The 14,072-nt window shown below is 72.4% G+C and carries 14 protein-coding genes; 4 read left to right on the top strand and 10 right to left on the bottom strand.

What is annotated here, in order from left to right; all coding sequences use genetic code 11:
- Positions 1–4: 4 nt before the first annotated feature.
- Positions 5–433: a hypothetical protein gene (locus tag AB0B35_RS23060; RefSeq protein ID WP_361048758.1), complete on the bottom strand. Its 429-nt coding sequence runs from the start codon at positions 431–433 to the stop codon at positions 5–7.
- Positions 434–532: 99 nt separating this feature from the next.
- Between AB0B35_RS23060 and AB0B35_RS23055 the strand changes: the two genes are divergently transcribed.
- The 3 genes from AB0B35_RS23055 to AB0B35_RS23045 all read left to right on the top strand — a co-directional run bounded on the left by AB0B35_RS23055 (position 533) and on the right by AB0B35_RS23045 (position 2,869).
- Entirely contained in the window at positions 533–1,342 is an 810-nt protein-coding gene (locus AB0B35_RS23055; protein WP_361048756.1) for an alpha/beta hydrolase, read from the top strand.
- Positions 1,343–1,453: 111 nt separating this feature from the next.
- Positions 1,454–2,050 (top strand): hypothetical protein, encoded by a 597-nt coding sequence (locus tag AB0B35_RS23050; RefSeq protein WP_361048754.1) that lies wholly within the window; start codon positions 1,454–1,456, stop codon positions 2,048–2,050.
- Positions 2,051–2,107: 57 nt separating this feature from the next.
- Positions 2,108–2,869 carry a hypothetical protein gene (locus AB0B35_RS23045; protein WP_361048752.1) on the top strand — a complete coding sequence of 254 codons (762 nt, stop codon included), beginning with the start codon at positions 2,108–2,110 and terminating at the stop codon, positions 2,867–2,869.
- Between the two features lie 57 nt (positions 2,870–2,926).
- Here AB0B35_RS23045 and AB0B35_RS23040 read toward each other — a convergent pair whose 3' ends face one another.
- Complete coding sequence (locus tag AB0B35_RS23040) at positions 2,927–4,213, bottom strand: DUF1343 domain-containing protein (RefSeq protein WP_361048751.1); 1,287 nt, start codon at positions 4,211–4,213, stop codon at positions 2,927–2,929.
- 9 nt (positions 4,214–4,222) lie between these two features.
- A complete protein-coding gene (locus AB0B35_RS23035; protein ID WP_361048749.1) occupies positions 4,223–6,022 on the bottom strand; it encodes a glycoside hydrolase family 3 N-terminal domain-containing protein in 1,800 nt (599 codons plus the stop codon).
- Between the two features lie 405 nt (positions 6,023–6,427).
- Between AB0B35_RS23035 and AB0B35_RS23030 the strand changes: the two genes are divergently transcribed.
- Positions 6,428–7,825, top strand: coding sequence for a trehalose-6-phosphate synthase (locus tag AB0B35_RS23030; RefSeq protein WP_361048747.1), 1,398 nt, complete (start codon positions 6,428–6,430; stop codon positions 7,823–7,825).
- Positions 7,826–7,849: 24 nt separating this feature from the next.
- On the opposite strand, the gene AB0B35_RS23025 is transcribed toward AB0B35_RS23030, so the two are convergent.
- From AB0B35_RS23025 to AB0B35_RS22995, 7 genes are read right to left on the bottom strand one after another with little or no spacing between them, the layout of a single operon-like run.
- Positions 7,850–8,740: an SMP-30/gluconolactonase/LRE family protein gene (locus AB0B35_RS23025; RefSeq protein ID WP_361048744.1), complete on the bottom strand. Its 891-nt coding sequence runs from the start codon at positions 8,738–8,740 to the stop codon at positions 7,850–7,852.
- Between the two features lie 25 nt (positions 8,741–8,765).
- Positions 8,766–9,704, bottom strand: a complete 939-nt coding sequence (locus tag AB0B35_RS23020) for a sugar kinase (protein WP_361048742.1) — start codon at positions 9,702–9,704, stop codon at positions 8,766–8,768.
- On the bottom strand, positions 9,701–10,321 hold the full coding sequence (locus AB0B35_RS23015; RefSeq protein WP_361048740.1) for a bifunctional 4-hydroxy-2-oxoglutarate aldolase/2-dehydro-3-deoxy-phosphogluconate aldolase: 621 nt from the start codon (positions 10,319–10,321) through the stop codon (positions 9,701–9,703). Before AB0B35_RS23015 ends, AB0B35_RS23020 begins: the two co-directional genes overlap by 4 nt.
- A complete protein-coding gene (locus AB0B35_RS23010; RefSeq protein WP_361048738.1) occupies positions 10,318–11,274 on the bottom strand; it encodes a hypothetical protein in 957 nt (318 codons plus the stop codon). The genes AB0B35_RS23015 and AB0B35_RS23010 overlap by 4 nt, the downstream gene beginning before the upstream one ends.
- The gene (gene dgoD, locus AB0B35_RS23005; RefSeq protein WP_361048736.1) at positions 11,268–12,413 is read right to left on the bottom strand and encodes a galactonate dehydratase; all 1,146 of its coding nucleotides are present in this window, start codon (positions 12,411–12,413) and stop codon (positions 11,268–11,270) included. Before dgoD ends, AB0B35_RS23010 begins: the two co-directional genes overlap by 7 nt.
- The gene (locus AB0B35_RS23000) at positions 12,410–13,120 is read right to left on the bottom strand and encodes an FCD domain-containing protein (RefSeq protein ID WP_361048734.1); all 711 of its coding nucleotides are present in this window, start codon (positions 13,118–13,120) and stop codon (positions 12,410–12,412) included. The genes dgoD and AB0B35_RS23000 overlap by 4 nt, the downstream gene beginning before the upstream one ends.
- A gap of 36 nt (positions 13,121–13,156) precedes the next feature.
- Entirely contained in the window at positions 13,157–13,903 is a 747-nt protein-coding gene (locus AB0B35_RS22995; RefSeq protein ID WP_361048732.1) for an SDR family oxidoreductase, read from the bottom strand.
- Positions 13,904–14,072: the final 169 nt, after the last annotated feature.

Here is a 14,072-nt window from a genome sequence, read left to right as displayed (position 1 = left end):
GGGGTCATACAGCGGCTACCTGCTGTGCTGTGGTTCGTCCGGCACGCAGTGCAATGAAGGTGGCTAGTGCGCCCGCCCCTTCCCAGGCCGCCACGGCGAAGAAGCCGGCGGGGGCGGCATCGGTCAGCACCAGGGTGGTGAACACGGCGAACGTCACCAGCCGGAACGCCACGGTGAAGGCGAAGAACGCCGTCCAGTCCTTCACGGCGGCGAGCAGGTAGTACACGCCCATGTTGAACGAGGCCATCGCCGAGGTCCGGACGAACACGAGCGTGTAGTCGTCCGCGGCACGGGCGGCGGTGCCGTCGTGGGTGAACCCCATCGCGGCCAGCAGCGTGGCTGGGCTGATCAGGCCGACCGCACCCAGCAGCAGCGCAGCGAGGCCGAAGACCGCGATCGTCCAACCGGCAGGTGACAGGCGGGGAATGGTCATGGTGATGTCCTCCGGGGGTGGTGGGCTCGCTGCGGCCGGCCACGGCCGTCATTCGATGTATTCTCGGCACATCGTAGTGATCATGAATGGAGTGCGCCCGTGACCGGATACCCGCCACCGGAGCCGCGGCCCACCGTCACCTACGCCGACTGCACCGTGGCGGTCGTGCCCGGCTACCGGCCGCTGCACCTGGACCTGCACCTGCCGCCCGGCGACGGGCCGTTCCCGGTGCTGCTGTGGGTGCACGGCGGCGGCTGGCTGGAGGGCAGCCGGGTGGGCCTGCCGGCGACGGTCGCACCGCACCGGTTCCACCAGCGCTTCCTCGACCGCGGCTGGGCGGTCGCCGACATCGACTACCGGCTCGCGCAGGAGGCGCAGTACCCGGCCCAGCTGCTCGACGTCCAGTCCGCCGTACGCTGGCTGCGCCTCTACGCGGACCAGCTGAAACTGGACCCGGCGCGGTTCGCCGCGCTCGGCGAGTCGGCGGGCGGCCACCTCGCCGCGATGGCCGGGCTCACCGGCACCGGCGACACCGCGATCCAGGCGGTCGTCAACTGGTACGGCGCGGTCGACCTGTTCGACTTCGATGACCTGGACGACCCGGCCGCCCCGCCCGCGCTGCTGTTCGGCGGGCCGGTCAGCGGCCGGCGGGAGTTCGTCGCGTTCGGCAACCCGATCAGCCGGGTGCACGCCGGGGCGCCGCCGTTCCTGACCGTGCACGGCACCGCCGACCGGATCGTGGGCCCCGGCCAGGGGCAGGCCTTCACCGAGGCGCTGCGCGCAGTCGGGGTGCGGGCCGACCTGGTGCTCGTGCCCGGGGCAGACCACTGCTTCGAGGGCCACGACGACATCGGCGGCCTGATCGAGCAGGGCATCGACTTCCTGGACGAGGTACTGCCCGGCAAATGACCGCGACGCGTCTCGACTATCGGCTGTGTGATCGATTCGGGACTTGTCGTCACGGTGATCCTTGCGGATGCTGTTCTCGTGCAGCCGACTCCGCCCCGTCGTGATTGGACCATGCCCGTGGTGGTGGGCGTGGTGGCGCTCGTCGCGCTGCTGGTGCTCTGCCTGGCCGGGGGTGCCGCGGCCTACCTGGCCCTGCGCGTTGAACCGGCCGCGCCGCCGAGCCCTTCGCCGACGGCCGCCGCGTCCCCTTCGCCCTCGCCACCGGCACCGCTGCCGAGCGCGGCTCCGGCCGACTGCCTGATCGGCAGCTGGCGGGAGACCGCTTTCACGGCCAACTGGGAGATGTACGGCAACAAGATCCAGTTCACGGGCTCGGGCACGCTGATGCAGATCAAGGCCGATGGCACGATGACCACCGTCGACAAGACGACCCGGCGCGGCTCCGGCTACGGCGACCGGTTCGAGATGATCCACAATGGCACGACGAAGCTCAACTACGTGGCCGACGACAAGACCATCAACTACAGCAACCCGCAGGCGACCGGCTGGACCACGTTGAAGGTCAACGGAAGCCAGCGTGCCAAGGAGCGGCTCAAGGCCACGATCACCCCCGAGACCTACAGCTGCAGAGGCGACCAGCTGCGGCTGTTCGGCACCGTCTACTCCAGCGAGTGGCAGCGGATCCTGCCGCCGGGCCGGCCGGTCTGACCGCGGTGCCGGGTCGCGGGTCAGCGCGCGAGCCGCCGGAGCCTGCAAGATACGCACGTGCTGAAGACGTGGTGGCGGCCCGCCGGGTGGCGGGGGCGGATGGCGTATGCGGTGCCGGCCGTGATCACGGTGGTGGCGCTGATCGGTCGGTGGCACCTCGGGGAGCCCTGGATCGCGGTGGTGTGCGCGCTGATCGTGCTCGTGCCGATGCTGGTCGTCGTGGTGGTCGCTGCCACGCTGCGAGTGGCGGTGACCGCGTTCGCGGTGCAGTCGATCGCGCTGGTGGGGTGCCTGCTGGCGTCACACGTGTGGTTGAACAGCGGGCCGCTGGCACCGGACCAGGACTGGCTGCTGCCGTACACGGCGCTGGCCTCGCTGGTGCCTGTGGTGGTGATGCTCGTGGGGCGCTCGGTGCGCGGCCGGCGGTTCGAAAGTCTGACCGCCCTGGGCGCGGCGATGCTGCTCGTGGGCTGCTGGGGTTTCGTGGGGGCGAAATTTCCCGGCGCGCGGATGCCCTCGGCCAGGGATGCCGTGCCGTGGGGGTCGGGTCTGTCGATCGCCCGGGAGTGGGACGAGGGCTGCGGCCAGAACGGGGCGCTGTGCGCCAGGACGGTGCTCCTGGAGGGCGAACTGACCGTGTCACAGGTGCGCGCGGTGCTGGCCGGTTACGGCTGGACGCGGGAGTGCCGTCCGGTCACGGGGATCCTGTCCCGCGTGGGGGCCGCGTACGAGCAGGTGTGCTTGACGGTCCGGGAGACGCCGGAAGGCGTCGAGGTCCTGCTCACGGGTGAGGCGAACTGGTGGCGAGGACCGCGATGAGCGCACCCCGGCGCCGGGTTCCGATGAGGACCGGCGGCCGGGGGGCACTGCGCGCTGTCAGTACAGCAGGTACGGTCGGCGTCGCTGCTCGAACGCCGCCAGCTCCTGTGACCAGGCGCCCACCACCTCGTCGACGTCCGCGCCCGCGTCGATCATCGTGCGCAGCCGGGACGAGCCGGTGAGCTTGTCCACCCAGTACGGCCGCACCGGGTCGTAGGAGTCGGCCCGCCACGCGAACGCCGCATACTTGCGTGCCTCGACCAGCATCGCGACCGCGGTCCGGATCGGGTCGTACGCCGCCCGGTCGGTCACCTTGACCTCCACCCCGGCACACAGCTTGTTGAGCAGCGGTGGGTGGTGCCCCGCGATCGTCGGTACGAAGTACGCCTCCCGGAACCGCACACCCGGCAGGTCACGGTCGTTGAGCCGGTCGGACCAGTGGTAGTCGAAGTCGGTGGCCAGCCCGCCGACCAGCTCGAACGGCCGGGTGGTGCCCCGGCCCTCACTGATCGAGGACACGCCCTCGAACAGGCCGGTGCCCGGGTAGGTCAGCGCGGTGTCCGGGGTCGGCATGTTGGGGCTGGGCATGACCCACGGCACGTCGGTGTCGGCGGCGAACATGTCGCGCCTCCAGTGCTTGCACGCCACCACGTCCAGCTCGACCGGGCGGCCCGCCTCGGCGGGCAGGAACTCGGCGTTGAAGAAGCGGGCCAGCTCGCCGACCGTCATCCCGTGCTGCTGGATGATCTCCTTGAGGCCCACGCCGGAGGTGAACTCGGGGGTCATCATCGGCCCGTAGGCCCGCCCGCCGATCGGGTTGGGCCGGTCGAGCACCACGTAGCGCAGGCCCAGCCGGGCCGCGGCGACCATCGAGGTGTACATGGTCCAGATGTAGGTGTAGAAGCGCACGCCGACGTCCTGGATGTCGAACACGACGGTCTCGACCCCGGCCCGGGTCATCAGCTCTTCCCACTTGGCCTGCGAGGCGCCGTACGCGTCGTAGACGGTGACGCCGGTGCGGGCGTCGATGCCGGTGCCCTCGCTGCCGCCGGCCTGCGCGGAGCCGCGGAAGCCGTGCTCGGGCCCGAACGCCGCGACCAGGTTCACCCGGCCGGACTCGTGGATGAGGTCGACCAGGTGCCGGTAGTCGGCGTCGACGCCGGTCGGGTTCGACACCACGCCGACCTTCTGCCCGGCGAGGGTGGCGAACCCCTCGGCGACCAGCCGATCCAGTCCGGTCTGGACCCGGCGCGGCTTCGGCGCGGCCCCGGCGGGCACGGCGAGCGCGGTCGCGCCGAGCGCGCCCGCGGCGATGCCGCCGGTGATGAGGTTTCTGCGTAACAAGGGTTTCTCCTACCAGGTGAGGCCGTGGCCGGCGGGGTAGAGGGTCGTGGCGGGGTCGGTGGCGGCGACGATCGTGACCGGCAGCCGTCCGTGCGGGGACAGGTCGCCGTGCAACACCCGGACCAGGGTGTCCATGGCCGCGGGGGTGTAGGTGTAGGCCGCCAGGTAGGTGCTGACCCCGGGCAGGTGGGCGATGTCGTACGGGTCGCGCACGGCGACGACGATGACGGGCTTGCCGGTGGCGACCAGGGCGGCGACGAGTTGCTGCTGGCTGGCGCGCGGGTCGCCGACGGCGGTGTCCCAGGCCTTGTTGACCAGGACGACGGTGAGGTCGTGCTGGGCGGCCTGGGCTGCGGCGTTTGCTATGGCCTGGGTAGACGGCAGTGTCGCGGGCAGCGCGGTCGTGCGCGAGCCGCGGCTGGTGAAGCCGTCGGCGAGCCTGCCGATCGGGTTGAAGGCCGCGTTGTTCCAGCCGGTGACGAGCACGGACCGGTCGGCGCCCGGCAGCGGCAGCAGCCCGGCGTCGTTGCGTACGGCGGTGAGGGTCTGGTCGGTGACCTCGGCGACCGCCGCCAGGTGGTCGGCCGCGCCGACGGATGAGACCGCGGCCTCGACGTCGACGTAGGGCGAGCGGCTCAGCCCCTGGCGGTACTTGACCGACAGGATGCGGCGCACCGATTCGTCGATGCGGCGCTCGGTCAGCTCCCCGTCGCGCACGGCCCGCAGCACCGAGTCGTAGGCCAGGGCCAGGTTCGGCGGCATCAGGAGCTGGTCCGCGCCGGCTTTCAGGGCCAGTACGGGCACGCGGGCGTCGCCGTACCTGGTGCGCACCCCGGCCATGTTGAGCGCGTCGGTGACGACCACGCCCTGGTAGCCGAACTCCTGGCGCAGCACTCCGGTGAGGATGGTCGGCGACAGGGTGGCCGGATCGCCGGACGGGTCGAGCGCGGGCACGACGATGTGCGCGGTCATGATCGAGTCGACGCCGGCGGCGATCGCCGCCCGGAACGCGGGGGCGTCGATGCGCTCCCACTGCTCGCGGGTGTGGTGGATGACCGGCAGGCCGGTGTGGCTGTCGGTGGCGGTGTCGCCGTGGCCGGGGAAGTGCTTGGCGACCGCGGTCACTCCCGCGCCCTGCTCGAATCCGGCGACCTGGGCCGCGGTGAGGCCCGCGACAGCGGCGGGGTCCGCGCCGAAGGAGCGTACGCCGATCACGGGGTTGGCGGGGTTGACGTTGACGTCGGCGACCGGCGCGTACGGCTGGCGTACGCCGACCGCGCTCAGCTCGCGGCCGGTGACCTCGGCCGCGAGGTGGGCGGCTGCCGGGGACCGGGCCGCGCCCAGCGCCATCGAGCCCGGGAACTGGGCCGACGGCGCGGGCATCCGCTGCACGACGCCCTGCTCCTGGTCGGTGGAGATGAGCAGCGGGACCTCGTCCTTGCCGCCGGGGCTCAGTGACGCGGCCTGCAGCCCGTTGGACAGCGTGGCGATCTGCCGCACGTTGTCGAGGTTGTGCGACCAGGCGAAGTAGACCACGCCGCCGAGGTGGAACCGGTCCACGACCTCGGCGGGGGTCTCGACGCCGAAGGCGGCGAGGTTCGCGGTGCGGTCGGCCGGGGCGGGGTCGTCGGCGTCGGAGCCGTACACGTAGGTGACGAACAGCTGGCCGACCTTCTGTTCGAGGCTCATGCGCCGCAGGGTCGAGGTGACCCAGCCGTGTTCGGCGGCGGGGGGCGGGGCGGGCCGTGCCGCGGCGGGGGCGGGCAGAGCGACCGCCAGGGCTGCGACGGCGGCGGCGAGATGTTTCATCGACAGCCTCCGAGAGAGTTGTTCGGCTACGTGAAAGTTAGCTACATATATGAGCAAGGTCAAGAAGCTAATCTTCATCACCTGGTGAGTGGGCCGACAGCGCGCGGATGTGCGGACAGTGAGGTCGGACCTGAGCTGGAATCGGGGCGTGATTCACGTTCACGCCTGCTTCTCGCACGTGCGAGCTGCGTAATCAAACCGTCCATTGTGTACGGCGTGATGAGACGAACATGGATCGCGAGGAACTCTGCGATTACTGTGAGAAAGACTGGCACGAACGAAGGAAGTGCGTTCTGTAATCGCGGCGTAACTTTGGGTTGGTACAAGTTCGCGTGGCCCGATCAATAACCGCAGAGCCGCACGAACCGTCCTCATGTCAGTAAAAGCCCGGAAAGGGGGCACCCGATGCGGGACGCCTCGCTAGTCGTGGTCGCCAGCCGTCTGCCCATCAACGACGCCGCCGCCTCCGAAGGAGTCTTCGAGTGGCGGCGCAGCCCCGGTGGCCTGGGCGAAGCCCTGCATCCCGTGCTCATCAACAAGCCGGCCACCTGGATCGGCTGGGCCGACAAGCCCGGCCCCACCCCACCGCTGCCCGACGTCGACGGCGTGCACCTGATCCCGGTCGAGCTGTCCGAGGACGACATCCGCGACCACTACGAGGGCTTCGCCAACTCCACCCTGTGGCCGCTCTACCACGACGCCGTCGAACCCGCGGTGCACCACCGCCGCTGGTGGGAGGCCTACCAGCGGGTCAACCAGCGCTACGCCGACCGCACCGCCCGCGAAGCCGCCCACGGCGCCGTGGTCTGGGTGCAGGACTACCACCTGCAACTGCTGCCCGCGATGCTGCGCGCACAACGCCCCGACCTGCGCATCGGCTTCTTCCTGCACGTGCCGTTCCCGCCCCCGGAGCTGTTCATGCAGCTCCCGCGCCGCGCCGAACTGCTGCGCGGCATGCTCGGCGCCGACCTGATCGGATTCCAGCGCATCCAGGCGGTCCACAACTTCCGACAACTGGTCGCGAAGGTGCTCGGCGCGAACGTCGACGAGCGCGGCGTCGAACTCGACGGCCGCGTCACCAGCACCGGCGCGTTCCCGGTGTCGATCGACACCGCCGAGATGGAGGCACTGGCCAGCCGCGACGAGGTCGTGCACAAGGCCGCGAAACTACGGGCCGACCTGGGCGACCCGCAGCGGGTGATCCTCAGCGTGGACCGGCTCGACTACACCAAGGGCATCGAGCACCGCCTCAAGGCCTACCGGGAACTGCTCGCCGACGGCCGGCTCAAGGTCCCCGAGACGGTCCTGGTGCAGGTCGCCATCCCGGGCCGGGAACGCGTCGAGCAGTACCGGCTGCTGCGCGACCGGGTCGAGCGCGAGGTCGGCCGGATCAACGGCGACTTCGGCCGGCTCGGCGTCGCCCCGGTGCACTACCTCAGCCAGGTCTTCGACCGCACCGAACTGGCCGCACTGTACCGCGCCGCCGACGTCATGGCGGTCACCCCGCTGCGCGACGGCATGAACCTGGTCGCCAAGGAGTACGTCGCCGCTCGCGTCGACGGGTGCGGGGCGCTGCTGCTCAGCGAGTTCGCCGGGGCCGCCGCGGAGCTGACGCAGGCCTACCTGGTCAACCCGCACGACGTGGAGGGCCTCAAGGACACCATGATCGAGGCACTGGAAGCCGACCCGGCCGAGCCGAACCCGCAGATGGCCGCCATGCGGGCGCAGGTGCGCGCCAACGACATCCAGGCCTGGGCCCGCTCGTACCTGACCGCCCTGGAGGCCGCCTGCGCCGGGCGGTGACGGGTCGGCTGCCGTGCCGCCGCCTCATCCACGTGCAAGGTCCGCGGCGGCGGCAGGTGAACCGGGGATGTCGACGTCCTCCGCCAGCAGTGCTCCGTCGAGTGGCGAGGGCGCGGAGAGCCCATAGGACGCGGTGGTGACGAACAGCCGCCGCATGTCCGGGCCGCCCAGGCACACGCTGGTCGGCTGGGCTGCGGCGAGGCGGATCTGCCGGTCGAGGGTGCCGTCGGGCCGGTAGCGGCGTACGGCGTGGCCGCCCCACAGCGCCACCCACAGGTTGCCCGCGACGTCGACGGTCATGCCGTCGGGGAACCCGTCGTCGGCGGTCAGCCGCAGGAACGGCGTCTGCTCCGAGAGCTCGCCGGTGGCCGGGTCGACGGTGAACCGGTCGACCTGGCCCAGCGGCGTGTCCGCGAGGTACATGACCGTGCCGGTCGCGTCGAACGCCGGGCCGTTGGTGATGGTCAGCCCCGTGACCGCCGCCTGCGTCATGCCGTCGTGGCGGAACAGCGTGCCGCCGCCCGGCGTGGCGTCGTAGGTCATGCTCCCGGCCCAGAACCGCCCGCGCGGGTCGGCGACCGCGTCGTTCATCCGCGCCGGGACGGGGTTGGTGGACTCCAGGTCGGTCAGCGGGTGGACCAGTCCGCCGTCGAGCAGGACCAGGCCGGTGCCGGCGGCGGCCAGCCACCGGCCGGGCTGTCCGGCCACCGGCGCGACCGCGCCCAGCGGCACATCCAGCCGGTACAGCTCACGCAGCGGGCCGGGCGCGTCGCCGCCGGTCTCCAGCAGCCGCCCGGCGAGCAGGTCCACGAGCACGAGGCGGCCGTCGACCCAGCGGGCTCCTTCGCCGAGTTCGAGCCGGTCGTCGCTCCACGCCACCGGCTCGCTCAGGATCGTGTGCTCCTGCGTCGTCATGGTGTTCCTCTCCGAGGGAAGGGCTTCAGCGGACGGCGCTGCCGGGGTCGTGGTCGAGCAGGGCGAGGTCGTCGCGAGACGGCAGCCCTTCCCAGTCGCCGCGGGTGGCGACCGCGAACGCCCCGACGGTGACGGCGCGGTCGAGCCGTGCCGCCGCGTCGGCACCGTCGAGCACGCCGGACAGGTAGCCGGCCACGAACGCGTCGCCCGCGCCGACGGTGTCGACGACCGGCACCCGCCGGGCGGGCCGGTGCAGTGTGCCGTGCTCGCCGTGGCTGGTCGCGCCGCCCGCGCCGTGCTTGACCACGACTTCGCGTACGCCCGCGGCCAGCAGCGCGGCGACCGGGTCGAGGTCGTCGGTGAGCACCGCGAGTTCGTCGTCGGAGGCGATGACCAGGTCGAGGGAGGGCAGCAGGGGCCGTAGCGCTTCCGCGGCCTGCCGCACCGACCAGAGCCGGCTGCGGTGGTTGACGTCGAGGCTGACCAGGCTGCCCGCGGCCCGCGCGTGTCCGACGGCGTACCGCACCGCCTCGTACGGGCCGTCGCCGAGGGCGCAGGTGATGCCGGTGACGTGCACGATCCGCGGCGTGCGGCCGTCGGCGAACGCGGGATGCACGTCGTCGGCGGTCAGCCGGGAGCCGGCCGAGCCGGTGCGGTGGTAGACGACCCGGGTGAGGTCGCCGACCCGGGGCTCGAACAGGATCAGCCCGGTGGGGGCGTGGGCGTCGATGCGCGCCAAAGAGATGTCGACGCCTTCGGCGCGCAGGCTGCGGCGTACCAGTTCACCGGGCTCGTCCGCGCCGGTGACGCCGAGCCAGCTCACCCGGTGGCCGAGCCGGGCCAGCCCGATCGCGACGGTGGACTCGGAACCGGCGATCGACAGGTGCGCCGGGCCGCCGAGCCGCAAGGGCCCGGCCATCCGGAACGCGGCCATGGTCTCGCCGAGGGTGAGCACGTCAGTCATGCGGCCGCTCCAGCGAGGAACGCCTGGGCGCGCTCGCGCAGCGCGGCCAGGTCGCCGCCCCGTACGGCATCGCCGAGCAGCGGCGACCCGACCCCGACCGCGATCGCGCCCGCCTGCAGGTACTGCGGGGCCAGGGTGGCGTCGACGCCGCCGACGGGCACGAACGCGGTCTGCGGGAACGGGTCGCGCAGCGCCCGCAGGTAGCCGGGGCCGCCGATGGAGGCGGGGAACAGCTTGACCGCCGCCGCCCCGGCGAGCGTGGCCTGCACGACCTCGCTGGGGGTCAGCGCACCGGCCAGCACGGGCAGGCCGAGACGGGCGGCTTCGGCGAGACTGGGCGCGATCGCGGGGGTGACCAGGAAGGTCGCTCCGGCGTCGGCGGCCTGGCGGGCGTCGGTCTCGGTGAGCACCGTCCCCGCGCCGAGCGCGAACCCGGGGCCGAGCGCGGCGCGGGCGCGGCGGATCGTGTCCAGCGCTCCGGCGGCGGTCAGCGACACCTCGATCAGGTTGACGCCGCTGTCGGCGAGGGCGAGCACGCTGTCCAGGGCGGCCTGCGGGTCGGGGCCGCGCACGATCGCGAGCAGCCGGTGGGCGCGCAGGGTGTCGAGCAGGTTCATCGGGTGGTGCCTCCGCGGCGGTGAGCGGTGATGGTGAGCCGCCAGGTGATCTGGCCGGACGCGGGCACTTCGGCGGCGTCGCCGGAGCCTGCTTCGGCGAGGTCGAAGACGGCGCCGAGCATCGGTTCGACGCCGATGCTGCGGTAGGGGCCGGGCTGGGGCCAGCCGCGCAGGTTGCGCCACAGGGCGGTGGAGCGGGGCTGGCCGTCGCAGTCCAGGCGCAGGGTGAGCCGGTCGGCTCCGTCGGTGACGTGCACGGTCGGGCAGTCGGTGAGGATCGCGCCGAGCGCGGTGCCGTCGTCGGGGCCGAGCCTGTCCAGGGCCAGCCCGGCCGGGGCGGGCCAGGGACCTTCGAGCCAGGGGCGGTCGCCGGGCCAGGGTTCGGCGAGCAGCGGTGCGGCTTCGGGGTACAGCCTGGTGGTGGTGCCGTCGGGTGCGTCCAGGCGGGCGGTGGGGCTCAGGTCGAGCAGGGCGTGGGCGGCCCACACGAACCGGTAGCCGGGGTCGGCAGCCAGGGTGTAGCCGACGACGACCGCGCCGTCGCGGTGGTGCACGGTCCTGGTCAAGGTGAACTCGGGCCGGGTGATCGTCGCGCGGGACGCGGGCTCGTCGCTGGTCGCGGCGCCGTCGTAGCCGGAACCGCCGCTGTCGCGTCCGGCTTCGCCGCCACCGCAGGCGTGGGGGTGTCGCCCGCCCGGGTCGGTGCGCCGGCCCGGGTCCTGCTGCCAGGTGTGGGGCCAGAGGTCGCCGTGGTCGGGCAGGCCGCGTACGGTCGGCAGGCATTCCTCCAGGCCGCCGGCGTCGACGAAGGCGTCACCGGGGCGGACGTCGTCGCGGCCGGTGCCGGGGCGGTGCCAGAGCCATTCGCGGCCGCCGCCGGACAGGCTGGTCCACCGGCCGCCGTGGGCGGGGTCCAGCTCGGCGTGCAGCGCGATCGGTGCGTCGGTCACCATTCGGCGAAGGAGCCGTCGTCGTGCCGCCAGACCGGGTTGCGCCAGGCGTGACCGGTCGCGTCGGCCTTGCGTACGGCGGCCTCGTCGACGGTGATGCCCAGCCCCGGGGCGTCCAGGCGGTTGATGTGGCCGTCGACGAACGCGAACGGCGCCGGGTCGACCAGGTAGTCGAGCAGCTCGCTGCCCTGGTGGTAGTGGATGCCGATGCTCTGTTCCTGGATCAGGAAGTTCGGCGTGGCCAGCGCGACCTGCAGGCTCGCGGCCAGCGAGATCGGGCCCAGCGGGCAGTGCGGGGCGAGCACCGCGCCGTGGGTCTCGGCGAGCGCGGCGATGCGCCGCACCTCGGAGATGCCGCCCGCGTGGGACAGGTCGGGCTGCACGACCGCGACACCGGCCTGCAGCGGGGCGAGGAACTCGGCCCGGCCGTAGAGGCGCTCGCCGGTGGCGATCGGCACGGGGGAGCAGGTCACGATGTCGTGCAGGCGGTGGGCCTGGTCGGGCAGGACCGGCTCCTCGGCGAAGAACGGCCGCAGCGGCGCGATCTCGGGCAGGATGCGGCGTACGGCCGCCGACCCGGCCCGGCCGTGGAAGTCCACGGCGATGTCGCGGTGCTCGCCGAGGGCCTCGCGGGCGGCGGCGACGCGGCTGACGACGGCGTCGACCTCGGCGGAGGTCGGGATGGGGGACAGCCGGCCGGAGGCGTTCATCTTGACCGCGGTCATCCCGGCGGCGACCTGTGCGGCGGCCTGTTCGCCGATCTCGGACGGGTCGTCGCCGCCGATCCAGGCGTAGACGCGCACCCGGTCGCGGACCGGGCCACCGAGCAGGGCGTGCACGGGCGCGCCGTACGCCTGCCCGGCGATGTCCCACAGGGCCTGGTCGAGCCCGGCGACGGCGCTGGACAGCACGGGGCCGCCGCGGTAGAAGCCGCCCTTGGTCAGCACCTGCCAGTGGTGCTCGATGCGCAGCGGGTCCTCGCCGATGAGGAGTTCGGCGAGCGTGTCGACGGCGGCCCGGACGACTTCGGCCCGGCCTTCCACGACGGGCTCGCCCCAGCCGACCAGCCCGTCGTCGGTCTGTACGCGGCAGAACAGCCAGCGTGGCGCGACGAGGAAGGTCTCGATACGGTCGATCTTCACCGGGTGTCCTTCTGCTTGCGGACGTGGTCGACGTCCTGTGCTGCCTTGTCCAGCAGGTCACCCATGGCGCGTTCGGCGGCCGCAGCGTCGCGGGCGCGGATCGCGGCCACGACGGCCTGGTGACTGGGGACAGGGTCGTCGTGGTGCTGCGCGCCGTGCACGAGCTTGTCGCGTTCGGCCAGGCCGGTCTCCATGACGACCTTCATCCGTTCGAGCCACTCGTTGTGGGCGGCGTGCAGCAGGGCACGGTGGAAGTTCAGGTCGGCGGCGACGGCGGCGGCCGGGTCGTCCTGGGCGTCGGCCATCTGGGCCAGCGCGGCGTCGAGCGCGGCGAGGTCGTCGTCGGTGGCGCGGGCGGCGGCGAGTCTCGCGGCGGCGGGTTCCATGATGGCGCGTACCTCGTGCAGCTGGTCGAGCAGCGAGGCGTCGGCGCCGCCGGCGAACTGCCAGCGGATGACGTCGGCGTCGAGCAGGTTCCAGGCGGCGCGGGGGCGCACGAACGTGCCGCGTTTGGGGCGGGCGTCGACCAGGCCCTTGGCGGTGAGCACCTTGAGCGCCTCACGCATCACGGTGAGGCTGATGTCGAGTTCCGCCTGCAGCGCGGCGAGGTTGATCGTCGAGCCTTCGGCGATCTCGCCGGCGAGGATCCGCCCGGCGATGATCTCGACGGTCTGCCCGTGGACGCCGCGTCCTGTGTACTGTGCCAATGCTTCGCGCCTTCTCGCTCGTCGGTGCCGGTCAGGTCAGGCCGAGGCCTTGGTCGCGGTCCAGCCGCCGTCGACCACCAGGCTGGTCCCGGTGATGTAGGCGGCGTCGGCGGAGGCGAGGAACGCTATCGTGGCGGCGACCTCGTCGGGGGTGCCGAACCGCTTGGCCACAGTCTCGGCCACGCTGGCCCGCCGGTCCGCTTCGGACACGTCGTCCCACGCGGCGGTGAGGATCGGGCCGGGCAGCACGGTGTTGACGCGGATCTCGGGACCGTACTCGACGGCGAGCTGGCGGGCCAGGGCCACCAGGCCGCCCTTGGCGGCGGCGTACGCGGGGCGGCCGGGCAGCCCGACCAGGGCGTGGACCGAGGAGACGACCACGACCGCGCCGTGCTCGGCGCGCAGGTCGGCAAGACACGCGCGCACGCCTAGGAACGTCCCGGTGAGGCTGACGGCGAGCTGGTGGTCCCAGGACTGCCGGGTGGTCAGGTGGGCCGGGGTGACCTCGACGGCGTAGGCGTTGCTGACCAGGATGCCGATCGGCCCGAAGGCTTCGCGAACAGTGGCGGCGGCCTCGGTCCAGGCGTCCTCGTCGGAGACATCGACGGTCACTGACAGTGCGCGCCCTCCGGCGCGGTTGATCTCGTCGGCGAGCGGGCCGGTTTCGGCGATGTCGAGCAGGCCCACGGCGACGCCCTCGGCGGCCAGCCGGCGGGCGGTGGCCGCGCCGATGCCGCCGGCCGCCCCTGTGATCAGGGCGTTCTTGCCGTCAAGGCCGCGCATAGACTGGCTCCCCATCTGCCGGAGTAGTGATCCCCACTCGAGATCTAATCATTAATTACGAAGATATCTTGACAGTTGCCGGGGCGCGATGCAACCTGTTCGTCATACGGATTTACGTGATCGACATACGCACAGTCACCCCCAGCATCCCTCAGGAAGGATGTCCTCA

The sequence above is a fragment of the Catellatospora sp. NPDC049133 genome (assembly GCF_040648455.1).
Taxonomy (GTDB): Bacteria; Actinomycetota; Actinomycetes; order Mycobacteriales; family Micromonosporaceae; genus Catellatospora; species Catellatospora aurea.
This window is presented reverse-complemented; position numbering and strand designations above follow the sequence as displayed.